Below are 24,084 nucleotides of genomic sequence, written 5' to 3' on the forward strand. Positions count from 1 at the left end.
ATCGACCGATCTGGGATCAAGCACCCGGCAACACGCAGGATCCCCGTTCGATCAGCCCCAATACCTGCTCGGTCAATCGTCCGAGCAAGGCATGCTCCGATTGCTCCAGTCTGGCGGCGCACCGGTTCATTTCGTTCAGGTAATCCACGGAACTGAGTTCTTCAGCCCTGTCGAACAGTGCCTGGATTTCCTCATGGTGAGGTACGCGGGCTTCAGCGAACTGTTGCGCAAAACTGTTTTTCACGTAATCGCTCCAGAAGGATTGTCGGACCAGAAACTTCAGCCATTCAGGCGAAAGTTCAGCGCTCTGGACTCGATCGATAGCCGCCACCAGATCGTCCCCCGTCACACCTGCCAGAGCCGCAAAACGCATATGCGAGGGCTGCCCCGGCAGGTCGAACGCCTGAGCCAGCCCTGTACGATAGGCCAGGGTCACTTCCAGTGGATCGATCGGGCCTTGATCCACTGCGTGTTCGGCGGCGATCAGATCCACTTGCTCAAGCCGGAACAGCCCTCTCGCCAGCTTGATCAACGAAGTGGCTGAAGGCTGTCGTCCGCCGGATGTACGGGTCACGCGATGGACATGCACCGCGACCTCCAGGTGGCTGAAGTTCACTGCTGCGTTATCCGTACAATTTATCGGGTTGGCCGCCAGATCGAAAATCTGTTCCCGCAGTTCGGCATCGGCCTGTGTGGCTTCCAGAACGGCCCAGACCCGTCGTGACACATCCTCGCGTACATGTGCGGAATCGGCGGTGTTGCCCAGCTCCGCCAGCAAGTGAAACAGACCTTCCGACATCGGGTCATCCTTGATCGCGGTCCATATCTGCAGATGTGCAGCTCCGACCGTCCCTCCCGTTTCGGTCAGCCAGATCGAGCGCGCCTGATACTCGTCCAGTCGCGCGATATCGTTTTCCAGATACCCCATGCCGACGCCGACCTTCTTGCGGTAATTGTCCAGTTGAGCGCTACTGGGATCCGAAATCGGATTGTTGCGCAGATTGATCGTTTCACTGAAGCCTCTGGGCGTTTCGAACAGCCAATCCGGCAAATCGCGAATGTCATTGTCACGCAGATCCACCCGATCCAGATTCGGCAAGCGCTCCAGCCCTTTGGGCAACTCCGTGGTACGCGTATTGCGCACAGACAGGTCAACCAGTTCAAACAGATTGCTGACGTCCAGCGTTGCCCCCAACGGGTTGTCGCTCAGGTTCAGACTCTGCAGAGTGCGCATATGAGACAACTTCTTCAGGGAATACTCCGTCATTTGAACCCGATTGCTCGCCACGCTCAATTGTCTGAGGTTCGGCATGCTGGAGATCACCTCCGGCAACAAGGTGAGCCTGTTGCGATCAAGGTCCAGAAATTCGACTTGCCTGAAAGCTTTGAGGAAATAGGCGACATCGTTGTCCAGGTGCATGTTTCGCAGGGACAGATGCCTGACATGATCGAAAGACAGTCCCACAGGCAGGACCGGCAGTTTGCCGCAACGCATGCCATCCAGTACCAGCCCGTAGAACGGGTGCTGAAACTCACCGGGTGCAAAAATCAGTCGCCGAAAGCAATCCTCGATTTCGAACGCCACGATTTGCCGGCAATCATGTACTTCAGTCAACACGCCGCCCAAAGCTTTCATGGCCGCTTCATCTTCACTCCAGGCATCCAGCACTTCGCGCAGCCTGCTCAGATCCTCCTGCAACTGCCGGACCCGAATCGCCCGGGTCAGAGGGTCGCTGCCCAACCCGTCCAGAAACTCACTGGCCTGTGCATCAGAAAACAAGGGGTAGAGTCTTTTCACCTTGCGCAGTAAACGACGCGAATGCGTTGCCGGCTCGACTGGCGAATCAGCCAGCGTACACAGGGGCTCGGAGATCAATACCTGCAACTGGCCGCCCGCCAACAACCGGGCACAGCCCTCACGCTCGTCCAGCCCGGTATTCAGCAGTTTGAGGCGCAGACGCCAACCATCGTCCGGCTTCGGTTCGGCAAACCCGATGGCCTTGCGCTGCTGCACCGAAAGACCTTTGAGGATCGCGTGATAGAGATCTTCCGGCCCGGACATCACCTGGCCGAGCGACTTCCTGTCGCTGCCGAACACTTCGTAACCACTGTCGAGCCTGACCAGGGTGCATGAACTCGACGTCACGAGCGGTTTCTCGCCCAGCGTTTCCAACAGCTCACCGTTCAGCTTTTTCGCACGCAGTTCCAGATAGAACTCCGGATCCCATCCACTGAGCCTCGGCAACAACCGGATCGCCAGCTTGCCGGTATCGGCGTTGGCGATGCCGGCCAGGTAAAACCCCGTCAACGCCCGATCCACACGCACATCACTCGCGGCCTGACGCGCCCGCTGTGCCAATCCCATGGGCACCCGCCCGGTGGTGCGCAGGTGTATCCGTTCGACGCTTGGCGTTCGCTTGAGCAACTCGCGCGCATACCGCACAGGCAGGCCGGGAGAAGCGCTTCGCACCTTGAGCAATTCACCGGCGACATCCCGATCAAATTGCTGATAGAGGTGTTCGAACGTCGACCTGCGATCCGCCTTGACCGCGGCCCCGATCACTTTGGCCAGTTGCACGCCGGCGTCGGCCGGGGCAATGTCCGTGCCGACCAGTGCCTCCACTTCCTTGGGGTACAGGCCGTCGATGACCGTCTGCAACAATTCGCCCTTGTCCAGTTGCGCGTGGTTCACAATGACGCTCACGGTGTCATCGTCAACCGAGCCGGGAGGAAAGGTCGCGCTGATACGGCCCTGTTCATCAACGACCTTGATGTAGCGATCGGCCGGCCAGTTCGCGAGACGGGGTAACGCATGCAACTGCTCTTCGGCATGGAGGGAGTCGTTCGCGTTACCCGCCTCCATCGAGACAATGAAGTCACACAATCGACGCTCGAGCCCGAAACGGTCGAGCGTGTCACGCAAACGGGCGGGTAGTGGCAGGTTGTTCTCGAACAGACGATACAGATCATCGACAGGAGTGTCCGTCAGTTGCCTGCCCCACTCCAGACGACTGTCCTCCATGACCGCCAGGCTCGGATCAATACGTTTCAGCGTATAGGCCCCGGACCACTGCTCCGTCTGTTCGAAAGCGTGACGCCAGCCTCCCTGGTTGTTGGCTTCCAGTGCAGGGGCATACGCATCGGCACGTGCAGGATGATGGACACGCCAAACGTTCGTTGCCGGCTCCAGCGCCACTTCGTAGAAACGGTGGTCGACACAGACGAAGACCTTGCCGTCGATCCGGTAAAATCCTGCTGCGTCGGGCTCGACCTCTGCCAGAGGTAAATGCTGCTCATAGCCGCGCAGCTCCGGTTTCCATAACCGGGCTTCACCATTGCGGTTGAGAATCGCGGCGAATGGCTGGAAGAAATCCGGATGTTTGCGAGCTGTCTTGATCACCAGGGATTTCACCCCCTTGATCCCCGCACCCACTGCAGCCATCAGTACGATGTTTTCGGCGACACTGAGCAGATGCGAAAATGCTTCCTGACGGTCACCCCGACTCCAGTCCTCGACACCTTCATACACTTGCGCGAGCATTTGCCCCACCGCGACACCCATCATCAACTGCCCCAAAACCGGCACAACAAAACCGGCCACGTTGGCAACGGTCATGCCGATCTCAAGGTATCGAATCAGACGTGTCTTGCGCTCCTCTTCATCCACATCGGCGGTAGGCACCGCGAGTGCGCGCGCATCGAGCTGCAACTTTCCGATGTGGCTCTTGAGCATGAAGTCGAACAGCGGATCGGTCATCTCCAGTTGTTTGACGTGTCCCAGGCTGCGGGTGTCAGCGAACGTCCTGAAGAAATCGACCTTGTCGACTTCGCCGATGCAATGGGTGAAGTAGCTGCGGTAACTGGCCACGCCCAGCTTGAACTCAAGGTAGGTCATGAACGCCGTGAAACTGGGGAACTCGTACAGGGGTTGGTCCGGTTCGCCGGGCATGTACACCAGGCACCATTGATCCGGGTTAGATTCGACCGACTCCTTGGAAAAAACCACGACACCCCAGATGCAACTATCGAGTAACTCAATGCCTTGCATGATCAGCGGTCGGCCCTGGCGGTGCAGGCTGTTGGCGTTGGCGACACCACCGGCATCAATCATCCGTTGAAGGGTGTCGAAACTCTCCTGCGTGATGTGCTCCCTGATCAGCGCCAGATGCATGTCCAGTTCCAGCAACTGTTTTTTCATGGCGCTGATGTCGAGGATCATGGGACCGGTGGCCACCCGTTTTCCACCAACGTCCTTTACACCGAACACCTGCTGGAAGTGCTGCTGGTATCGCAGTCCCAGATCCAGTTCGCGGCATAACCCGGCGAATGCTGCCGGTGTCAGACCGGGAACACCTTCGGGCATGCTGGTGATCCGCACCACACTGCCCTCGGGAAAATAATCGGGCTGCGCCTCGTCTTCCGTGAAGTTCTGCATTGCGGCTTCCAGCAGCGTCGGAGTGGCGGGTGGCGTGATTGGCGTTCCACCGCCGGGAGGGAGTACGGGTTCGCATCCGCAGTAACTTCCCGGCAATTGCAGATGGTCCTTCTCGACATCGAATACCGCTGACCATCGAGCCGTCAGTGCGCGGTTCAACAGGGTGGCGCAAAAACTGTTCAGGGGTTGCAGCCGGCTCAGCCGTGTCTCGACTTGCGCCTGAGTGACGTGCAGATTCCGAGTGACGCTATCCAGCGTCGCCAGCGTGTCGGCTCTGGCTTTCAGCAATGCAGGGGGGAGGTTTTTCTGCAAGGCCTTAGCGGTATCGAGATCGCCCGTGGCCTCCAGCAAAAAGGTCAGTTTCTGTTGTTCCGTCAAGGTTTTCGGTGTAGCAGGCGTCAGCGATGTCGACATGGCAATAGTCCTTTATTGCAATTGAGTGCCTCCACCCTAGCGATCCTGAAGCCGATTGAAAAACGCGAAAAACTACCTGTTCACCCCGGTAAACCAGCAGCAATCCGTATGTTTCCAATATCTATCTACCACCCGTGACCATTGACCGAATGCCAATGAATCACGGGGCGCTTCCTCTCGCTTATAACTCATCGTTCTAAAACTACCACTTCAGCCTCGGGTCAGTTTCTGGGTACCGGCCATTTCGGCGCGGTTCAGCGACACCCTCCCCAACGGAAAAACCGGTAAGGACTTTATGTGCGGATTAGCTGGCGTTTTTGGTCTGGGGGTTTTAAAGGGCTTCAGGGGGCACTTAACCCCCTAAATCCCCCTCAAAAACGCTGAATTGGTACAAAAAGTGGTACGAGAATCACCGAGAGCGAGTAGTTTCCCAATCTGAGATTTCTACCAAAACTGCTGCGTCACCATCGTCATTCCAAATTGGACTTTTGAAGTTCCAGTAAATGTGATGCCACAGCGTCCCGCCTTGTCTTTCATCATTGTCCTCCCCTACTCTCGTATGCAAAGAAATCCGCTCTCCTTTCTTTACCTCTTTATTGACGAACCATTTTGAATGCCGGTTCTTGTTGGAGATTTTTCCATCGCTTGTGTAAGTCGCATCGCAAACCATGTATCTATTTAAGTTGCAGTCTTCAAGAACGCTTAATACAACTCGCTCCTCTTTTGCATCCCCATGACCGTGTACGAAATCAACTTTCAGTTTCATTTCAGCTTCCATGTCTTAGACGTGTTTGTTGGAATGCTGAATGTATTTGATCGAGTGGCTTTCTGCCACCCATACCAAAGAAGGGAGGCTGGGCTCTCATGGAGCACGCGACGTATCAAGCGCCCGGATGTAGGCCTGGCACGCCTGCAATGCAATTAGTCCCCGGTCACCTTCATCGGTAATGGCGACAATTCGTTGAGCATGCGCCGGGTCAAGTCGGGCTCGTACGGCTGCATGATCCACGCCGCCGGCGCCGGAGGTGGCTGGCACACCGCAGCCTTGGGCAGCGTCGCCTGCGTCGATGAGGACTGACAGGCGCAGATCAGCAGTGGCAAGACGATCGCGCAGGCGATCCTGATTACGTTGGGCATCGCTCAGTGCTCGGTAATGGGTTTGTTCACTGGCCGTGAGTCGTTGTTCCAGGGCCAGACGCTTGTCCTGCTCGACCTGCTGCGCGGTGGCCGCTGCCATCGTCAGCTGGTTGAGGGTTTCGGTGTGCAGGCGGGCCTGCTGTGCCAACTGTCCCCCATAGCGCCAGTCCTGGAACTGCCAGGCGCTGCCGGCGCCGATCAGCACCAGCACAAGCGCGCCGATCAATCTCCACGGAATCACCGGCATAACTCCTCCTCCCAACTCGGCAAATTCACGGTCCGGCCTGCCAGCCCATGGGTGCAGTCGCCCAAGAACTGAATCCGCCCATCAGTGACGAACGAGTGACACACCTTCCCGAAGCGACTGGCATAGACTGCCTCGCGCCCGCCGGATGCGTAAATGGCGTCGTATTCCCGCTCTTCATCTGTGGTCATGACACTGCGACCTTCAGGCGCGCCGGTGGTCCGAGCCAGCACGGAAGGGGTGAACGTCGGAGCATCTGGATTGCCGTTGTAACCCCAGTTAGGTCCGGGCGTATTGGGGCTATTTACCTTGATGCTGTGCGGACCGCCACAGCCAGGACAGAAGAACCAGACCGAACCGTCTTCGGCCTGGCCAAGGCATCGCCCAATCGTTTTGATAGTCATGGCACATCCTTGAAGAAGACGTGACCACCCAGCTTCAAGGTCTGCTTGGCTTTCGCAGCCCAGGCCGGTGGCGTCTTCATGGCAAGTGCGTAGTAGTGCGTGGCACCGCTGGTGGGATCCTGCACTTTCCCGTCAATCACCTGGTCGGCGACGATCCGGCACTGAGCCAGCTCGCGGAACGGGATTTCCATGGCGCCGCTGAGGTATGGAAAATTTGGATCGTTCTTGTTCCAGCAACTGAACTGGTAGGGCTTCTGGCACACGCCGGCGTAGCCCTCCCCCCACCACGAGCTGGTTTTTCCGTCGAGCACGCGATTCCGAATCGTCCAGGCAACGGCCACGCGGCCGCCGGCACTCTCACCGCGAGCCTCGCCCCAGATGGTTCGAGCGAGTACATCGCGGTCTTTTTCGGTGACAGTCATACTTTTCTCCAGGCAAAAAAATGCCCGCGCGATGGCGGGCGTCGGCAGTTTCGCGGCTCAGCTATTCATTTTTGCGAAGACCGCAGGAAGGAAGAAATTGAAGGGGTTGTTGGCCGCAACAGTGACGGCGTATAGCGTGTTAGTGGTGAAATCCCAAGTACAGTAGAGCTGCCTTGGGATCACTCCCCCCGAAGTCATATTCATGCCAAATGTATTGATCAGCATGTATTCATTTTGGGGGAAGTCGAACGGAACAGAATAATAGTTCCGGTAAAGCCCCTGATCAGTCAGGTCTGATTTGATGTACGTCCACCCCTGAAAAGACCGAGTGAAGCTGGCGCTTGGCGTTCCCGAATCGAACAGCAACTTCCCAAATCCATCCCATAAGCGCATCCCATACTCGGCTACCTCCTGCGCCGCAAATGCCCCGACAAAATATCGACCATTCGGCGGCGCCGTAGCGTTGCTGTACGTTCTGACATAAAAGCCGATCCAGTTGCCCTCAGAGCCGATCAACCTCACTTTGCTTATGCCAGCGACTCCAGCGACCGTGTCGGGTCGAACGAACACCAGCGGAGGCTCTTGCGAGGTCACAGGGCGAGAAAAATAGGTCGTTGAACCCATGCCCGCTTCTTCAGTCGGCGAATACCTACCGCTTGAGATCACCATCAACCTGGCAAATTCAGAGTCGATGATCACCACGTCGCTGTTGTTTTTGAACTCAAGCCCGTATGCCATCAGCTGTACCTCATGACGATCAGGCGCATTGTCCCGCTTGCAACTGTGCTAGCTGCGTACCCACGCGTGTAGTTGTAAACGCGAGCAACGTTGTCCAGAAGCTCTATTTCGAACTGCATTTGCTGGTCGGTGTAGGTTCCAAGAGGAATGACAACAGCCGATCCGTTACCGGGTCCAACGCCCGGTACCGAAAAGTCTTGGCTTCCCTTCGCAAGCGTGAACGTCACAAGCGTGCTGAGTACGACGCGGATCGTGAAAGAGTTCTCATCGAGCTGAAGCGCGCCGTCACCCCCCCAGATCCGCATTCCAAAACTCATGCTGTCAGGTCTCCGAGCTGCACGCGCTTGACGTTGTTTCCGTCGAAAACCTTGATGGCGCGGTTGGTGATGGTCAGGCGCCCCTGTCCAGCGATCGTGCCGTTGATCTCGAAGACTCCGCTTTTATCAAGGCGCCAGCCGGTCTGCCCAGCCACGTAGTCGTTGGACTGGATGAAGTTTCCAATCATGGCGTTCGTGATTCGTCCGGTGCCGATCACCGCGTCATTGATCAGCACTTGGCCACCTTGGATCACGAACGGCGCAACGATACGACCGGCGACGTTCGGATCGAGTACGGCGAATCGGCTCGCGGCCACCAGAACCTGCGATTCGATAATCCCGTCGTTGTTCTCGACGCCAACGCCAATCCCGGCAATGTAGGTGCGACCGTCCACGGTGAGCTGAGTCTTGATCGCGTACATTGCGGCCAATTCGTTGACGATCTGCTGCACCTCGACCGCCGCAGCCGCGCCAGTGTTGATCTTCTCCAGTAGGAACTGGCCAAGCTGAGATTCGGTGATTTTCCCCGACAGGTACTCGAGGATCACCGTTGCATCCATGCTCGACTGCCCATTGACCGGACCAGTCCAGGCGCCAACGTTGCCGCTGCGATCGACCAATCGAGCCCAGAAAAAGAAGCTCGCACCGGCCGACAGGTTCATCAGCACCATGTCGGACTGTGGATAGGCATAGTCGCCCAGCTTCGTTGCCTGGCTGAAATCGTTGGTCAGCCCGTACATCACTTCCGTACGCTGAACGTCAGCAGCGCTGAGATCCGCAGGGAATCCCCACTTGAGGCGAATGGCGAATATCTGAGATTCAGCATTGAGGAAGGTGACAACCGGTGGCGGAGTTGTCTTGCCGTCCAGTTGCACTTCGGTGCTGTATGCCCAGACGCTGCCGATATCCACGGCGTTGATCGCACGAACACGCGCCACGTAACGCCCCGCATAGATACCGTTGACCTCTATCGCAGAGGTGCCGGTGCGGCCTGCATAAACCCAGTCGCCCGAGTTCTTGCGCCATTCCACCTCGTAGGCGATCGCAGTCGGCGACGGCGCCCAGCCGATCGTCATAACCGTGACAGCCCGGCCCTGATCGATCAGAAAGCGCGTGGCCAAGGTGATATCCGTTACCGGCGCCTGCACGCTCGGCGGAATGACCGTGATCGGCGGCGCATCAATCTTCGTGCCGTTGTCGATGTTGTCGTACTTGCCGGGAACATGCTTTACCGCGCTGATCTCGTACGCGATTGAGGTGTCAGTGAAGCGCTCAGCGACGTTCAGCACCCGGAACGTCTGCGCGGCAAGGGTCGGGCTTTCAATCGCCCAGATCGACTGGGGAATCGGTGCCACATCGAACGCCTGGGTAACCTCCACCTCTTGCACATCCTGCGCGAAACCGGTCTGGTCCCAACGGATCGTGGTGGAGTCAAACCGAAGAGCTGCACTGTCGAAGGTCAGCATGCCGGTAGCGAACTTCACCCTGCGAGTCTGCGATTTTCCGCTCGGCAGGATGATGGTCAGTTGGTCGCCCGGGTAAATCTCGACGCCGGCATCCAGCACCACCGAAGTCCGGTCAGCTGTACGAATCCGTCCACCAATCCGGCGACCAGCGCGGGAAGCGTCGGCAATGCGAATGATTTGGCCAGGGCGCGCGATCGCGCCGTCAAGGCCGGTACTGAACGTGACAGTCTCGGTTTCCAGTTTTGCACTGAGCAGCGCCCACTTGCCCATTCGCTGCGCTTGTCCTTGGCTGGAACAGCCGAAGGCACTGATTTCTGTCTGCTGCACACCGTACCGGACGATGCCGTCGCGGTCGTCGACGTATTCAACCTTGGCCCGGTAGAAGTCGGTCGGGTCGTTCCAGCTCACCAGCGCAACGTTGAATCGGGCCTTACGAGTAGTGCCGCTGTAGCCGAACTTGCCTTCGATCACGTTGGCATTGGTGTAGGTGTATACCGGGTCTTCCGGCATGTCGGCCACGGCCAGCACCTGGCCCGCGCCCCAATAGCTCATGCCCCGGAATACGCCGGCCAGATCCTGCATCACCTTCAGTGCATCGGCACGCCCCTGCAGATAGACATTGCAGGTGAATCGAGGCTCTTGGGCGCCCTTCCCGTCCGGCACCAGCTGATCGCAGAACTGCCCGATCCGGTACAGCTCCCACCGGTCGACCTGTAATGCATTCAGCAAGTGGCCGAGGCCAAACCGATCGTTCATCAGCATGTCGTAATAGATCCATGCCGGGTTGTTGCTGTAGGCCGGCTTGAAAGTGCCATCCCACACGCCGATATAGGTCCGGGTGTCCGGGTTGTAGTTGCTTGGTACCCGAATGATCCTGCCGCGCATGTGATAAGAACGCGTCGGGATGCTGGAAAACTGACTCGCATCAAACTTCAGGCCCACCATGGCGCTGTTCGGGTAACGCAGCTTGGCGTCGATCACCTCGGTAATGGCGTCAATGTTGGTGGTGTCGAGAATGTTCGAGGTGGTCGCATTGGGGGTCAGCCGGCGCACGCGCACGGACCAGCCGGTGGTAGCCGGTGGCAGATTGATCCGGTGTGTCCGCTCGTATTTTGTGGTGGTCTTGCCGTCGAAGGCGGTACTGATGACTTCCTGATAAGCGCCACCGTCAGTGGAAACGTCGAGCGCATAGGCCACGCGGTAGCCGTTGGTGTTGCCGTTGCTGGTGTCCTGAGACTGCAAGCGCGGCGTCGAGATGCGGATCCGCACCGCCGACAGCTCCAGGTTGTTGACTGCCCGCACCCACGGGGTGCCGAAACGCAGTTCCACGCCCACGGCAATTTCGCTGTCTACCGCCGGAAATCCAGGGATGTAGGTCTGGTCTTGGGTGCCATTGCGGGATTCAACCTCCACCCCTGGGAAGTTGATTGCGCCGTCAGCGTTTTGGAGCGGTGTTTCGTCGAGGGTGATCGAGCGAAGACCGTCGACAAGGCCGTAAACCTCGCCCTCGCTGACTAAGTCCAGGATGTTCGCGTAGGCGATACTTTGCAGGCTGTCCGGTGCCTCGACAGCGGGCTTTGGCTTGCTCTCGCCGCCTTTAGCGCCCGCGATGATCTGATCGAACAGCTGGGTCATTGATTCGCGCGGAATCAGCTCGGTCACTTCGGTCATGCACTTTCTCCAGGCGAAAAAAAACCGCCAGAAGGCGGTGCAGGTATTCGGTGTGGTTTGGGGTCGAGCGTTACTGCTGGTCTTCGGCGTAGATACCAGCGCTGATCACCGCGCTGCCAACGATCATTTCGCCGTACAGCACCGGGACGGGGTTGCCCTGGGCGCTGGTGTTGACCGGTCCGTTGAAGCTGTAGCTGGCTTTGTTGTTGGGGCCGTCTTGGGAGGCCAAGCCTTTGGTCTGCGGGCTAAGCAACTGAACAACGCCGCCAGCCGCGATCCCTATACCGCCGCTGATCATCGCGGCACCGATTGTGCTTGTTGTGCCGAATGTGAAATATCCGAGCGCAATCAATGCCACTCCTACAATTGTTTGCAGAGCGCCAGCTCGCTTGCTTCCCGCAATAACGGGAACGATGCGGATAACCTGCCCACCAGTTGGATCGCCCAGCTGTTCTTGGGAGATCGTGCGGCGACCGTTGAAAATGGTGAATTTCAATCCATTTTTACTGCTTTCATTCATGTACCTCTCAAAGCCAGGCAACTGTTTCAGATAGCCGATCACATCGCGCATCCCCCCAGTTGTCACCATCCTATGGGATCGACCGAAAAGCCGAGCGAGCGAGCCTGAAAGCAGAACGGTTTGCATTTTTTCCTGTCCAGCGGCCATTGCCATGCTGATCTCCAGACGTAAAAAAGCCCGCTTGAGCGGGCTTAATGATCAATATGCGGTTGGTGAGATATCCAACCCACCAGGCGAAATTGAGATTCTTCGCCTCACAGTTTCTCCCGCTGCAACCGAAACTTCACGCTCAACAAGCGCACCTCCGCCGCAGGCGGCACTCGGCTTAACGCCAATCACTCGTGTGCCCGGCTGAAGCCCGAAGCGGGCAACTTCCCCTGATGCAAATTCTGCTGCCAGCTTTCCGTCGATGTAGAACCTTGAGTTGCATCCAGCACCGAACATGCCGCTATCTCTGGTAACCACCAACTGCGAATTGGTTCTTTCACCAAATGCGAACAGTCGATCACGCGGTACCGGGTCTGCTTTGTCTGCGGATATCGGCGAAGTCGAGCATCCGGCGAGCACAGCGCCAGCGAGAGCGGCAATCAGTAAGCGTCTCATGGAATCCCTCCTTGAAAAGTCAGGACTGTATCACTTGGCGTCGCGGTGACGCAGCACCATGCGGGTGTATTCCGCCCACTGGCCGCCGTACACATCGCGCCGACTATCACGGCCGTACATGTGGTGCAGGATCGATCCGGGCGCCGGATAGTGCTCTGGCTCGCTCTTGAGGATGCCGTCAGCCAGATAGACCGCGCCGTGGTTCGGTACCGGTGAACGGATCTGCATCAGGATCAGGTCACCATGGCGCAGGTCGTTGACCTGATAGAAACCGGCCCCCTCGTACAGGTCGAGATAAAGGTTCTGGCCCTTGTTCCACCAGTCGTCCTCGCGCTCGTACTGCGGGAGCTGGATGCCCATTTCGCGCTGGTAGAAGTCCTGCACCAGCGTCAGGCAGTCGAGAACTCCGTGGTGAAACGGGCGGCCCACCAGCGGCGCCTGGTAGCCTTCAGGCACAGTGGTCGTCAGCTCACCGACGACCAACTGCTGGTCATCGTCCTTGCGCACTTCGACGATGTGCCATGGCAGGCCGGATGCCTCGCACGCCACCCTGTCGGCCTCGCTCGGCGTGGCCGGGTAATCCGGGTGACTGTGCACCACCGCCAGCACGGCGCCGCGATCCTCGGCAGCGGCGTAGTCCTCCGGCGCCAGCCGGAAGTGTTCGCTCGGGGTGGTCGCGGTATTGCGGCAAGGCACGTAGACCTGCCGGCGGTTCTCGCGGATCACCAGGCCGCAGCACTCTCGCGGGTACTCGTCCAGCGCGTGCCGCTCGATGGCGGCGCGGATTGTCTTGTTCATGGTCAAGCCCTGATGAGGCCGGCGGCCGGATAGGAGCCATATGGCAATGGGTTGTTAGCGCCGAAGCGCAGCTTGCAACTGGTCAGGCGGCCACCGCATTTGTCGCGCGCTGCGTCCGAAGTGATTATGTCGAACTCGTTTGCGACTGGCGGCCCGTTGTAACCGCAGTACGGCCCCCGGTAACCGCCGATAGATAGCCATCGGCAGACGTTGGCCACGATCTGGCCCCGTGGCAATTGCACGTTGTTGAAGTCCAGCGCGCTGGCCATCTCAAACTGGATGGTCACGTTGTCTTCAGCGACCTTGCGCTCGACGTACCAGATGTCCGGCGGAAACTCTTCATCGGGGTCGGCCTCCGGATTTCCGCCGGGAAAGTTCACGGCGTCCAAGTACCGGGTCAGCGTTCGATGGCGCGTCAGCTTGGCGCCCACCAGATCGTCGAAGTAGATCACCAGTGCAGTGATGAAGCCGTCAACGTTGCCCACGCTCAGGGTTGGACTTGGTTGCTGGCCTTGACCGGTCATTTCGAACCCTTCCGCCTCGATGGGCCACGGCGAATATTCGTTGCCCTGCCACCAGATCGAGGCCGAGCGGGTGTCTGCGTGGAATCGATACAACTCGCCGCCGATGGGTGTGGCGTCCAGCTCGTAGAGAGTGACCATCGAGCCAGGCTCAAGGGTCTGAATTTCAGCATTCAGCGCCATGCGTTCTCCAGGCAAAAAAAATACCCGCTCGATGGCGGGTGTGGTGATTGCGTCAGTTCGGCGGAGTTGGCCAGGTGATGGTATTCGGGTAGCCAGGTTCTTCAGGTTGCCGATTCAGTGCTATCCGGTACTTCTTCCACTCTTTCAGCAGCGCAACCTCGGCATCCGTAGCGTCATCAATGTCCACTGCGTCCTGCAATGGAGCAATGGCCTTATCCGCGACCGTCCGGCGCCGAATGTTCTCGGCAACGATTGCCGCCAGTACCCGGTCAGCCTCGGCCTTGTCGCGCATGGCCTTGGTGATCAGTTGAATCCAATCAATGTTCATGCCTGAGAACCCTCCACCGTCGGAGCGGTCAGTACTTCCCCTTCCGGCAATGGCTGAGGCAGCGGAATCGGGCCGTCCTCGATGACAATCACCGGGTCGGGGAATGCCTGTTCCTGGCTGTAATTGGTCGGCAGCGGCAACATCAGTGTCAGCTCGATTTCTCCCGCTGAACAAAAAATGTCGTTCATGAACCAGTACGAACTGACGGCGGCAAGGGGCAACACATCGCCGTCCCGCATCGGCGAGAAGTCGAATACCTCGCCGTTGATAACCAGTCCATTGCCGCGCTTTTCCAGTGCCAGAGGTGGCGGGAATCCTTGGCCGTTCACACTGACCGGCGAGAGATTAATTTTCATCAGAACCACCGACCGATAGCGAGAAAGAAGCAGTTGAATGACCCTGTGTAAGTACCACCTGCCGGGTCGAAGACCAGAAACGAACCCAATGTGGCTGACGATGCATCCGCCGGCGAGCTGGTGGTGAACTTTCCCGCGCCCCTCACGCCGACCGAAATGTGCGAAGGCGTGCTGACGAATGCTGCCGGGAACGCCCAGTTGACCGTGCCCACCGTGCCGCTGGCATAACCCTGGTTCATCGCAATCGAAAGGCCAGTGACCAGCAGCCGGCAAATCATGGTGCCGTCCGCAAACTTCGTGTACTGCCCGTTTGCGCTCGAGCCCGCTTCGACAATCGCACCGGTTGGAACGCCCCCCGTTTGGCTGACGGTGCCCAGAATATTGGCAACAGCAGCAGACCCGAGGCCGAGCGTCGCGCGCGCAGCCGCCGCGTTTGCGTCATCGAGCAGCGTCTGAATGTACGCACTGACGCCCAGCGTGGTCAGGACAGCACCAGCATTCGCATCATCAAGAATGGTTCGTGCAAAGGCGGTTAGCGGCGTGAGATCAGCCGTATTTGAGCCGGTGTAGTACGCCAGTCGATCAGCCGCCGGCGTCAGGCCTGAGATTGCTGCCAGCGCCGCAGAAAGCGACTGGCCGATGACCGTCCAGTTCGCCAGCGTGGTCGGTGGCAACGTCGTGAGAATGTACGGCTTGTTCTGTTCATCCGTTCGGATCGCGATATCGCCGCGATTAGCCGGAAGCGCCAACATGGCCGCCTGGCTGTTCACCGGATAGACGTTGTTGATCGACATGTCCGGCGTCTGCTCGGGCACCAGCTTCCCGTCAGCACCCAGCGAAGCGGCGCCACCGGCAACACCCAAGCCCACCGTAGCCGCGCTGCCAAGTCCGAGAATGCTGCGACCGTCAGCGGGCGCCGAAGACGCGATCAACTGACGGCCCAGGGCTGTCAGGATCGTCAGCGATAATGCTCCGGCGCCCGTGAAGTAAGGCAGTCGATTTGCCGCTCCTATCAGGCCAGATAGCGCCTGAAGGTTGGCGTTCAGCGTTCGGTCATCCAGCTCGGCAAAGTTCGCATTGATCTTTGCGCCACCATCCCGCAGCGGATCGCCCGTGCCATCGTTCGGCAACGCACCCAGATTGATTTGTGCAAGTGCCATGGGTTACCTCAGGGCGCAAAGACTTGGTTGAAGGTGGTGGTAAGCGTGAAAACATCCGCCCCTTTGGGCGATATCGTTCGTTCCGGCGCCCGAAACAACGAAGGTTCACCGAGCGGCGGCGTCCACAGAAACGACTTGTGGCCACCGTGCCGATCAAGAAAGGCCTTGACCGCCACGATCATCTCGCGCTTTCCGGTAAAGGTGACGGGATACGTACCCACTCGGGTGTTGATCCCGTCCCCCACCGCCTGGCTGTAGCCGTCGCCGAACTGCGCTGTTCTGACCCGGTCGGTTTCCGTTCCGACCGCGTCGACCATTGGGCACCAGGTAAAAACCTCAGGTTCGGCCATTCAATTTCTCCCAGATCTGACCGCCAGGCTTGAGCGCCTGGGTGATTTCCTGTTGAGCTCCGCGCCGAGCAGCATCTGCGTAGGCTTGCGCCACCGCACGAGAATCGCGAGCGGAGTCGCCGCCGCCCTCGGGAACAGTTATGGTCTGTTGAATGAGCACCTGACTTGGCCCAGCCGCTGAAGACGAACCACCTGAACTGCCAGAAAGCCCGACGTAACCGCCATCGGCGTAGCCGCGCTTGTTCAGCCGAGTCAGGTATTCCTTCATGCCAGGCTGATCTACCACTTCCTTGCGGATGACCACCTCGCCACCGTGCACGATGCCGGCTGGTTCGAATTTGCCGCCCGGGCCGGTGTAGCCACCCTCATCGAAGCCTTGCCATTTCGACAGGACATCAGACGAGTAGCCGGCGGCAGTGCTACCAGCAGACGCAGCGGCACCACCGCCCCCGCCGAAAGCCGCGCCGAGCGCGCTCCCAGCAATGCTGGAAAAAACATTCGAGGCGGCCGACTGCAAGGCCATCTTCGCGATCATGCGTGCAAAGCTCTTGGCGACATCACCAAAGCTCTGATCCGCACCAAACGCCCAATCGACTGCGGCATCGGTCAGCCCGTCATACAGCGACGTGAAGGCCGACTTCGCCTGGCCAGCAACATCCCGGGCCTGATTGAGGTAGTTGTCGAACGCGGACGACGCACCCAACTGCCAATCGCTGCGGGCCGCGTCTTCGTCCTCGTAGTACTTCGTCTGCATGGCCAGGCGCTGGTCGAGCGCCGACCGTAGGGACTGGGTTTCCTTGTCGTACAGCTCGGTGCTGAACTGGTCCTTGTTGCTCTTGTTGTAGTCGGAGGTCAGCTTGTCCATTTGCGACTGATAGGACTGCTGAATGGCGCGCTGCTCCTGCAAGCGCTTGCGCTGTTCGTCGCCCAAGCCGATCCCGGCCAGGTTGTTGTCGAGGCCCTGCTTGGCGCTGGACAGCTGGCTTTTCAGGTTCTCATCGAACGCCGCCAACTTGCGGCGGGTTTCCAGCCCCTTCTCACGCAGCGTGTTCTCGGTTTCGAGCGCGGCGTTGCGTTTGAGCTGGGCGGTGATCAGTTCCTGGTTGGCCAGCAGTGACTGTTGTTCGGCGGTGAGGGTTTTCTTGCTCTTGATATCGGCGAGCTGCTGCTCCCACTCGACCAGTTTTTTCGCGTTCGTGCCAAGGGTCTGACTCGCCGCGGATTGATCGCCGATCAGCGCGCTCTGCTGCTGAAGCACCGCATACTGCTGTTTCGCCTGGTCGAGCGCCTTGATGCCGGCGTTCTCCTGATACTTCGGCGTCTTGGCGGTTTTCGGATCCTTGTATTTCTCGTTGATGGCGGCGATATCTTTCGCCTGCTGATCAGCGGAGATCAGCAGCGAGTTGTCACCTTTGGCTTTGGCCTGGGTAACCCGACGCTCCACCAGCAACCGATAATCAGCCAGTTCACGCTCACGCTTTACCGAATTGCTCTCGGTTTCCTTGCGGAGCTTGTCCAGCTTGAGCTGGTCATCCAGCGCCGCCTGCTGTTGCTGCTGGGCGTACCCTTTGGCGGAAGCGCGACGATCCTGCTCAGCCTTGAGCAGCAGCTTTTCGGTTTTCTCCCGCTCGAGCGCTTCCGTGCGGAAGCTGTCATCGGGTGTCAGATTGCCGAACGGATCCGCCGGTTTTCCCCTGGCGTTCCGCTTGTTGCGCGAGGCCGCGTTCTCAGCGATCGCGTTCAGCTGCTCGTCGAGTTTGGCGATCTGCTGGTCGAGGGTTTCTTCTCGCCCAACGTTCAGCGCTGCATCCCACGCGCCCTTGGCGGCGCTCTTGACTGCACCCCAGCTCGCCTCGAGGTAGCCGAGGTTCTGCTTGATGGAAGTGGATGTCCGATTCAGACCGTCCTCATAGGTGGCGGTCGCCAACGCGGCCGCTTCCTGAGTCCTGCCCTGCTCCTGCAAAGACTTGATGTTTTCGTACGTGGTCGCCGTCAGGAAGTTCATCGACTCGTTGAGTTTCAGAATCTCCGCGACCGGGTCCTTGGCGATCTTCTCGAAGTTCTCGACCGTTTTACTGGCCGCAATCCCAGTCGCCGATTCGTACTTGATCGCGGCCTCGGCGATGGACTCGAAAGCCGCTACCGGAATACGGGTAGTCGCCGCCAGCTGCGCCAGTACCTCGGACGCCTTGCCGACAGTGCCACTCACACCCGAAACCTGACGCGCCATCGACGCCAGCCCATTGGCAGTGGTACCGGCCGTATTGCCCGTCATCGCCAGCGAGGTATTGAACGCTGTGGCTTCGTCTGAACCCTGCTTGTAAGCCAGGGCCAACACTGCCGCCGCTGCCGCCGCGACCGTAAACGGGTTCACCAGCCCCAGCACGTAGCCACCCAAGGCCTTAGCCGCCGGCACCACGCCGCCGAACATGTCCTTGAGCTGGCCACCCTGCTGGAGGAAAACAGTCAGCGGGTTCTGACCGGCCTGCAACGACACGGCTATGTCGGTGAACTGAGCCGGCACACCGCGCAGGTTGTTTGCGTACTGCTTGGCAGTCTGGCCGTTCTTGGCCATGACGCGGTCGACCTTCTCGACTGCATCCCGCTGTTCCTTCAGCTTGTTGAGGTACAGGGTGAAATCGGCATTGTCGAGCCGCCCAGCCGCACGGTGTTTGCGCAGCTGTTCTTCCATTTTGTCGAGGCGGCCATAGGCCCCGATCACCGGGTCAATCTGGCCGACCAGTTTGTCGAGCTGGCCAGCCTGATAGGCCGCTTCCTTGGTGGCCGACTTCAGCGCACGCTGGGCACGGTCCATGCCCTTCTCAAAGCCGCCGGTGTTGGCCACCAGATCGACCGTCAGTTGGCCAAGTGAATCAACCGCCATAAATCACCTCTTGACCGACTGCAGCAGCCTGAACAGATCCTGCGCAGAGGCTTCCGCCTCTTCCACCACCTCGCCCCGCTTCGGCAAAAAGTCGTCGAACGCGGCCTTACCGCCGTGCAGGTTGTTGAGAATGGTGGCGAGCAGGGCAAAACCCCGCTCGATCTTCAGGCCCAGATTCAGCGTGCCGTTTTGCTCGACATACGCCATCCACGAAAGCGCCTCGTTGTAGCTGAGGTTGGCCTGCGCTTCGGCGACCGTGCGCCCGCCGATGCCATTGAGCGCCAGCTCATGCCAGAACTCTTCGGCGGGCCCTATTTTTTTGGCTGGTCTTCCTTCACCGCGCCGTTGGCTTCGGAAATGGCGTTGAGCAGCACAATGGTCAGCTCGGCCGACAGCGGGCCGTGTCCGGACGATTCGGAACCGAGAACGTCCTCGACAGTGAATACCGGCGTGCCGTCCTTCTTCAGGATGTTGGAGGCGATACGGGCCGCCAGCCGATCGGCACCCTGCCCTTCGTTCTTCCAGCCTTCGGTCAGCTCAACGAACGACTCCTGCCGAACGTAGATCGAGGCCTTCTGAACTTTGCCACCGGCGTGCCAGGTGATGTCCTTCTTCACCGGCGGCGCGACGAATGCGCCGGCCGCCGTCAGTGCTTTGATGCTGAGATCCATGGGGCTTCCTTATGGAGTGATGACTTTCGGAACGAACACCGGATCGCCGGACACCTGGATGCCGACGGTGGACTTCACAACGTCGTTCAGCGCGAAACTGAACGGGAAGCTGTTCATGTAGCCTTCGAAGGTGATCCAGGTACGCGTGGTTGGCAGGTTGAAGTCGACGCCAGCGTCGATCACCGCGGTTGCCGCCGCACCAGTACCAGCGCCGCCGGTGAATGCCACGGTGGGTGCGGTGGTGTAACCGCTGCCCGGGTTGGTAATGGTCAGGCCGGTCACTTCGCCACCAGAAACAGTTGCGGTTGCAGTTGCACCGGTACCGCCACCGCCAGTCAGCGCGACAGTCGGGGCCGTGGTATAGCCGCTGCCAGGGTTGGTGACCGCAAGCGCTGTCACCGAGCCCGGCTGGCTGATGGTTGGCGGAATACCCGTCAGATCGCCATTGCTGCCCATTACGCGGCCGTCAGACCAGCCGATCGCCCACAGCAGCTTGGTTCCGGCGGTCTTCAGTTGGTGCAGGCGAACGTGCGCCGGCGACTGCGGGTCGATGTTCAGGCCGAACGACGCAGAGCCTGGCTCAGCCAGACCGGCCTCATACTCCCGTGCACTGGAGTTCATGCAGGTCGTTTCGATCTGCGCGATGCTGGTGTCGATCCCGTCCAGGGAGGTGAAGCAGCCAACCACCAACAGGGTGTTGTTGGCTGGGTCGATGGCATAGAGGTCCGTGCCTTGGGTCTTGATGGTCAATTTGGTACTCCCCGATTTCCTTCGAAATCACTTGTGAGCGGGCATAAAAAAACCCACCGAAGTGGGTCGTTCTTTCAGGTTCCGCCTACTGGCTCACAAGCCAGGCGACGTCGAAGCCTTTGCGGTAGTTGTGCGTGTCCTTGTCCTTGGCGTCGACGCCAAAACCGGTGATGTACGCGTGCTGCGCGATCGCGTTGCGCATCGTCGTCACAACAGACGCTGCTGTGGACGCCGTATCGGCGTACACATCAACCTGCAGGCCGTAGCGATCGGTATCCGGCACGCCGTTGACGTAGTTGATCGGCGAGCCGCTGACGACTTGCCACACGGCGTACGGTTTGGCTGTTCCCTCCGGCGCTTCGCCGTGCGGGTAAAGCCGCGTCGGGTTGGTGCCGAGCAGCGCAGTGACCGCCGGCGCGGCGGCGCACACCGTGAAAATGGGTGCAGTCATCAGTTCACCCCCAACTTGATCAGCTGGTACTTCGCCGAGCTGAGGAATTCCTTGAACAGCGCCTCGCGGTTGTTGGCCAGGGCCGGTCGAAGAAACGGTTTTGCCCGGTTCTTCTCGGTGCCCAGTTCAACCCACCACCAGTAGAACGTGTTACCGCCCTTCTGACCTCGCTTGCGCATGCGCACGCCCACAGAGATGACCACGGCGCCGACTTCCTCGCCGATCGCCTTGCGCTCGATCATGGCCAGGTTCGCCGGGATGAAATTCGCGGTTTCCGGGTCATCGATCCGCGCTGCGCGGTCTTTCGCATCGAGCAGAACGATGTCCATGGCGTCCTTTGCCGCCGGCAACACCACCTTGCGACGTATTTCCTCGGTCAATCCTTTGAACCTGGCGGACAACTCGTCTGCGCCCTTGAGATTGAACCGGACATAGTCACCCATCGTTCACTCCCGTCTTGGTCAGGATCGTGAGGTATTCCAAACCGGATTCCCTATCAGGCAGAGGCTCGCCTTCGATGCTGTAAACCTTCCCGCGATGAACGATCCGCATGGTTGGCAGCAGACCGGGCCAATGGCGAATCACAAACCTGCAGGTGGCTTGGGATTGCGCAGCTTGGGCCGCAAAAAGATCCTTTGAACTTAACGGTTCAAAATCGGCCGGCACCTTCTGACGGACAGGGCGCCAGCCCGGGATCATTTCCCCATTGCTCGGGTCCTGTACCAGGGCCTTTTCCTGAAAATCGATTCGATGCCGCAAGCGACCTGCTCTCATGGCGTTGTCTCGACTGGTTCAGGGCCTGAGAAGTTGCGGGACGACCACAACAAAGACTCAACCCCAAGAGGCAGCTTTTCGCCCTTGGCGCCGATCTCTACCGCCTCACGATTCGCGAACGAATGCCCAAGGAGCAACAGCAACGCGGACTTGAAAGAGGCAGGAAAATCACCGACCTCAACGAGCTTGTCGTTGTCGCAATACCAGAGCGCCCAAGCCAACGCAGATTCCGCGTAGAGCGTGATCAGGTCATCCTCGTCCTCGAAATCAACGCGCAGGTGCTTCCGCATCAGCTCAATTGAAAGCAGATCGGAAACGGCAATGGTCATTTTTTAGCGCCTGACTTCTTGGTGGGTTCAGTTGTTGGCTCTGGCTCTGGCTCTGGCTCTGGCTTTGGCTCTGGCTCTGGCTCTGGCTCTGGCTCTGGCTCTGGCTCTGGCTCTGGCTCTGGCTCCAGGATTGGACTGGCGTCAACCTCTTCTGCCAAGTCCATACCGATCAATGCTTCGGCCCATTCATCCTTCACATCGCGCACTTCGAATTGGTCAAAATTACCGGCGTGATAGTGCGAAAACTGCCGTAACGCTCGAATCATGGTCATAGCAATCCTCCGGGGCAGTTTCCTGCCCCGGCCCTGTGGTTATGGGGTTGGTACGGTGAAGGCGCCCTTGATGATCGCGGTCGGACGATAATGGGTTACCGCTAGACGCTCCTCGCAGAGGATGGTCAGCATGTTTTTCACGAAGTTGTCGCGGTCCTGGTTGCTGATCTCGATGGTTGCATCCATCCGATCCCAGATCTGCGAAGCCAGGTCGAAGCCGCCCACGGTGAAAGTGCCTTGGGCTTGTGCCTTGGTCGCAACCACTGGCAGACCCCACATCACCTTGGCCGCGAAAGCCGCTGGGCCACCGAAGATGTAACGCCCATCAGCATCTTTCAGCAGTGCGATGGCATGCCAGTCGCGCGGATTGAGGATCAGGCCGGAAGCCTCGAACTCAGATTCGCTGGTCTGGAAGATGGCGTGCGCGATTTGATCGGCACGGGTGTCACCGGTGGCGTTGAGAGCGGTGTCGTAAGCGGTCGCAACCTTGTTCAAGCCGATCAGGTTGTCGCCGGTACCGTCGCCATTGAGCAGTTGACCTTCTTCAACCAGATCCAGGCCAAACAGCAAACGGCCATTCACGTAGGACTCGAGCATCGGCGCATCGTCCATGATCTGGCGCGAAGCCTGGATCCAGTGGGCAATGGTTTTGACGTTTGCAGTTTCCTTGGTGAAGGTCAGTTGCGATTCTGGCTTCAGCGCGCCCTCGGCTACCGGCGCTGCGCTGTTGGTGAACACGTTTTCGCGCACGTACTCGATGGCGTTCGAAGAGGTCCGCCCCTGAGCAAGCAAGTCGCGGATGGTCAGGCGACGCAGGCCCGGCATCAGAATACCCGGGTTCTGCTGTGGTTGAACCAGTGCGCCTGCCGAGGTGCTGCCGGAGCCGAGCGCCTTGCTGAAGCTCTTGACGTCGACCTTGCCAGAAGTTGAACCGTTCCAGTTCTTCTTCAGATCTTCGGCAGCACGTTCGGCGAACGATTTCTTGGCTTCCGGATTATCCAGACCGCCACCAGCCAGCTTCGATTCCAGGTCAAACAGGCGAGTACCTGCGGTTTTCAGTTCTTCCTGAACGGTTTGCAGATCACCCTGCAGTTTTTTGCTGATTTCACCGGTGCTGGTGATCTCTTTCTTTTGCGCATCGAACAGTTCGGTCATGTTCTTCTGCGCGTCTTCGATTGCCTTTTGGATTTGGGCCAATTCGGACATGGTTCAGTTTCCTACAGATGGGAAGGACTTGATGCGCTCGATGAGCGCGTTAATTTCGCCACCTTCGGAATCGCTCCGAACTGCGGACTTGAACCGGGCAATGAGGCCCAGTGCTTGCGACTTCGAAAGACCGGCCGAATCCCTCAGCCAATGCTCGACGTCGCGAATGGTGGTGATCGATTCCAGGCTTTTCATGGATTCGATGGTCGCCTGCTCATTGGCAGGAAAGGTGCAGATGCTGATTTCGCGAAGAGCCTGCACATTCTTGAAGGCGCGACCGGTGTCGATCAGATCGAAATCGTCTTTGAAGACGGTGAACCCGACCGACATTCCTTCGACCGTTTTGTGTTCCATAGCGGCCCGTAGATCAGTCGACACCGACAGACCCGGTGTCAGTTCGCCTCGGGTGAGCAGCCCTTTGCTGTCTTCTTCAAGGTTCAGCCACTTACCGACCGGAAGCTCCCAGGTTCGGTGATTGAAGAACATGCCGACCTGTCGGCTCTGGGTAGCCAGCGCCTTTTTGAAGGCTCCCGGCAGGATGATGTCGCCGTCACTGTCGACCACGCCAAACACACTGGCATAGCCCTCGAACGTGCCGGTCTTTCCTGCGGAGTCGAACTTGATCTCGACCTGATCGAAGGCCAAGGTCTTTTGAATATTGGACATTGGTTAGCTCCAGA

At 58.9% G+C, this 24,084-nt stretch carries 27 protein-coding genes; all 27 read right to left on the reverse strand.

The features are described 5' to 3' along the window. Positions 1 to 16: 16 nt before the first annotated feature. The 27 genes from KJY40_RS21200 to KJY40_RS21330 all read right to left on the reverse strand — a co-directional run bounded on the left by KJY40_RS21200 (position 17) and on the right by KJY40_RS21330 (position 24,070). Positions 17 to 4,849: an NEL-type E3 ubiquitin ligase domain-containing protein gene (locus KJY40_RS21200; RefSeq protein ID WP_230732568.1), complete on the reverse strand. Its 4,833-nt coding sequence runs from the start codon at positions 4,847 to 4,849 to the stop codon at positions 17 to 19. Positions 4,850 to 5,258: 409 nt separating this feature from the next. Continuing rightward, positions 5,259 to 5,615 carry a hypothetical protein gene (locus KJY40_RS21205; RefSeq protein ID WP_230732569.1) on the reverse strand — a complete coding sequence of 119 codons (357 nt, stop codon included), beginning with the start codon at positions 5,613 to 5,615 and terminating at the stop codon, positions 5,259 to 5,261. A 96-nt stretch (positions 5,616 to 5,711) separates the two neighbouring features. Continuing rightward, positions 5,712 to 6,233, reverse strand: a complete 522-nt coding sequence (locus KJY40_RS21210) for a lysis system i-spanin subunit Rz (RefSeq protein ID WP_230732571.1) — start codon at positions 6,231 to 6,233, stop codon at positions 5,712 to 5,714. Beyond that, positions 6,224 to 6,634 carry a DUF6527 family protein gene (locus KJY40_RS21215; protein ID WP_230732573.1) on the reverse strand — a complete coding sequence of 137 codons (411 nt, stop codon included), beginning with the start codon at positions 6,632 to 6,634 and terminating at the stop codon, positions 6,224 to 6,226. Before KJY40_RS21215 ends, KJY40_RS21210 begins: the two co-directional genes overlap by 10 nt. Continuing rightward, the gene (locus KJY40_RS21220; protein WP_230732575.1) at positions 6,631 to 7,056 is read right to left on the reverse strand and encodes a cell wall hydrolase; all 426 of its coding nucleotides are present in this window, start codon (positions 7,054 to 7,056) and stop codon (positions 6,631 to 6,633) included. The genes KJY40_RS21215 and KJY40_RS21220 overlap by 4 nt, the downstream gene beginning before the upstream one ends. A gap of 57 nt (positions 7,057 to 7,113) precedes the next feature. Further along, complete coding sequence (locus tag KJY40_RS21225) at positions 7,114 to 7,794, reverse strand: hypothetical protein (protein WP_230732576.1); 681 nt, start codon at positions 7,792 to 7,794, stop codon at positions 7,114 to 7,116. After that, complete coding sequence (locus KJY40_RS21230; RefSeq protein WP_230737738.1) at positions 7,794 to 8,099, reverse strand: hypothetical protein; 306 nt, start codon at positions 8,097 to 8,099, stop codon at positions 7,794 to 7,796. The genes KJY40_RS21225 and KJY40_RS21230 overlap by 1 nt, the downstream gene beginning before the upstream one ends. A gap of 8 nt (positions 8,100 to 8,107) precedes the next feature. Further along, the gene (locus tag KJY40_RS21235) at positions 8,108 to 11,248 is read right to left on the reverse strand and encodes a host specificity protein J (protein WP_230732579.1); all 3,141 of its coding nucleotides are present in this window, start codon (positions 11,246 to 11,248) and stop codon (positions 8,108 to 8,110) included. A 70-nt stretch (positions 11,249 to 11,318) separates the two neighbouring features. Next, positions 11,319 to 11,915 carry a tail assembly protein gene (locus KJY40_RS21240; protein ID WP_230737740.1) on the reverse strand — a complete coding sequence of 199 codons (597 nt, stop codon included), beginning with the start codon at positions 11,913 to 11,915 and terminating at the stop codon, positions 11,319 to 11,321. A 51-nt stretch (positions 11,916 to 11,966) separates the two neighbouring features. Further along, complete coding sequence (locus KJY40_RS21245; RefSeq protein ID WP_230732582.1) at positions 11,967 to 12,371, reverse strand: hypothetical protein; 405 nt, start codon at positions 12,369 to 12,371, stop codon at positions 11,967 to 11,969. A gap of 30 nt (positions 12,372 to 12,401) precedes the next feature. Beyond that, complete coding sequence (locus tag KJY40_RS21250; protein ID WP_230732584.1) at positions 12,402 to 13,169, reverse strand: C40 family peptidase; 768 nt, start codon at positions 13,167 to 13,169, stop codon at positions 12,402 to 12,404. Between the two features lie 2 nt (positions 13,170 to 13,171). Next, positions 13,172 to 13,873 carry a phage minor tail protein L gene (locus tag KJY40_RS21255; protein ID WP_230732587.1) on the reverse strand — a complete coding sequence of 234 codons (702 nt, stop codon included), beginning with the start codon at positions 13,871 to 13,873 and terminating at the stop codon, positions 13,172 to 13,174. 52 nt (positions 13,874 to 13,925) lie between these two features. Next, the gene (locus KJY40_RS21260) at positions 13,926 to 14,201 is read right to left on the reverse strand and encodes a tail fiber assembly protein (protein ID WP_321576977.1); all 276 of its coding nucleotides are present in this window, start codon (positions 14,199 to 14,201) and stop codon (positions 13,926 to 13,928) included. Beyond that, on the reverse strand, positions 14,198 to 14,557 hold the full coding sequence (locus KJY40_RS21265) for a hypothetical protein (RefSeq protein WP_230732590.1): 360 nt from the start codon (positions 14,555 to 14,557) through the stop codon (positions 14,198 to 14,200). The genes KJY40_RS21260 and KJY40_RS21265 overlap by 4 nt, the downstream gene beginning before the upstream one ends. Then, entirely contained in the window at positions 14,557 to 15,717 is a 1,161-nt protein-coding gene (locus KJY40_RS21270) for a hypothetical protein (protein WP_230732593.1), read from the reverse strand. Before KJY40_RS21270 ends, KJY40_RS21265 begins: the two co-directional genes overlap by 1 nt. An 8-nt stretch (positions 15,718 to 15,725) precedes the next feature. Then, positions 15,726 to 16,067: a phage tail protein gene (locus KJY40_RS21275; RefSeq protein WP_230732596.1), complete on the reverse strand. Its 342-nt coding sequence runs from the start codon at positions 16,065 to 16,067 to the stop codon at positions 15,726 to 15,728. Then, the gene (locus tag KJY40_RS21280) at positions 16,054 to 18,912 is read right to left on the reverse strand and encodes a phage tail tape measure protein (RefSeq protein WP_230732599.1); all 2,859 of its coding nucleotides are present in this window, start codon (positions 18,910 to 18,912) and stop codon (positions 16,054 to 16,056) included. Before KJY40_RS21280 ends, KJY40_RS21275 begins: the two co-directional genes overlap by 14 nt. Positions 18,913 to 18,954: 42 nt before the next feature. Next, the gene (locus tag KJY40_RS29890) at positions 18,955 to 19,365 is read right to left on the reverse strand and encodes a phage tail assembly protein T (protein ID WP_456107284.1); all 411 of its coding nucleotides are present in this window, start codon (positions 19,363 to 19,365) and stop codon (positions 18,955 to 18,957) included. Continuing rightward, entirely contained in the window at positions 19,263 to 19,622 is a 360-nt protein-coding gene (locus tag KJY40_RS21290; protein WP_230732605.1) for a phage tail assembly chaperone family protein, TAC, read from the reverse strand. The genes KJY40_RS29890 and KJY40_RS21290 overlap by 103 nt, the downstream gene beginning before the upstream one ends. Positions 19,623 to 19,631: 9 nt before the next feature. Further along, positions 19,632 to 20,372: a phage tail tube protein gene (locus KJY40_RS21295; protein ID WP_230732608.1), complete on the reverse strand. Its 741-nt coding sequence runs from the start codon at positions 20,370 to 20,372 to the stop codon at positions 19,632 to 19,634. A gap of 85 nt (positions 20,373 to 20,457) precedes the next feature. Next, the gene (locus KJY40_RS21300) at positions 20,458 to 20,823 is read right to left on the reverse strand and encodes a DUF3168 domain-containing protein (protein ID WP_230732611.1); all 366 of its coding nucleotides are present in this window, start codon (positions 20,821 to 20,823) and stop codon (positions 20,458 to 20,460) included. Beyond that, complete coding sequence (locus KJY40_RS21305; RefSeq protein WP_230732616.1) at positions 20,823 to 21,266, reverse strand: HK97-gp10 family putative phage morphogenesis protein; 444 nt, start codon at positions 21,264 to 21,266, stop codon at positions 20,823 to 20,825. Before KJY40_RS21305 ends, KJY40_RS21300 begins: the two co-directional genes overlap by 1 nt. After that, entirely contained in the window at positions 21,259 to 21,597 is a 339-nt protein-coding gene (locus KJY40_RS21310; protein ID WP_230732618.1) for a phage head closure protein, read from the reverse strand. Before KJY40_RS21310 ends, KJY40_RS21305 begins: the two co-directional genes overlap by 8 nt. Continuing rightward, positions 21,594 to 21,926, reverse strand: a complete 333-nt coding sequence (locus tag KJY40_RS21315) for a head-tail connector protein (RefSeq protein ID WP_230732621.1) — start codon at positions 21,924 to 21,926, stop codon at positions 21,594 to 21,596. The genes KJY40_RS21310 and KJY40_RS21315 overlap by 4 nt, the downstream gene beginning before the upstream one ends. Next, entirely contained in the window at positions 21,923 to 22,198 is a 276-nt protein-coding gene (locus KJY40_RS21320; protein WP_230732624.1) for a hypothetical protein, read from the reverse strand. The genes KJY40_RS21315 and KJY40_RS21320 overlap by 4 nt, the downstream gene beginning before the upstream one ends. Before the next feature lie 39 nt (positions 22,199 to 22,237). Next, complete coding sequence (locus tag KJY40_RS21325) at positions 22,238 to 23,404, reverse strand: phage major capsid protein (protein ID WP_230732627.1); 1,167 nt, start codon at positions 23,402 to 23,404, stop codon at positions 22,238 to 22,240. A 3-nt stretch (positions 23,405 to 23,407) separates the two neighbouring features. After that, positions 23,408 to 24,070 (reverse strand): HK97 family phage prohead protease, encoded by a 663-nt coding sequence (locus KJY40_RS21330; protein WP_230732629.1) that lies wholly within the window; start codon positions 24,068 to 24,070, stop codon positions 23,408 to 23,410. Positions 24,071 to 24,084 lie beyond the last annotated feature (14 nt).

The sequence above is a fragment of the Pseudomonas fitomaticsae genome, assembly GCF_021018765.1.
Lineage (GTDB): Bacteria > Pseudomonadota > Gammaproteobacteria > Pseudomonadales > Pseudomonadaceae > Aquipseudomonas > Aquipseudomonas fitomaticsae.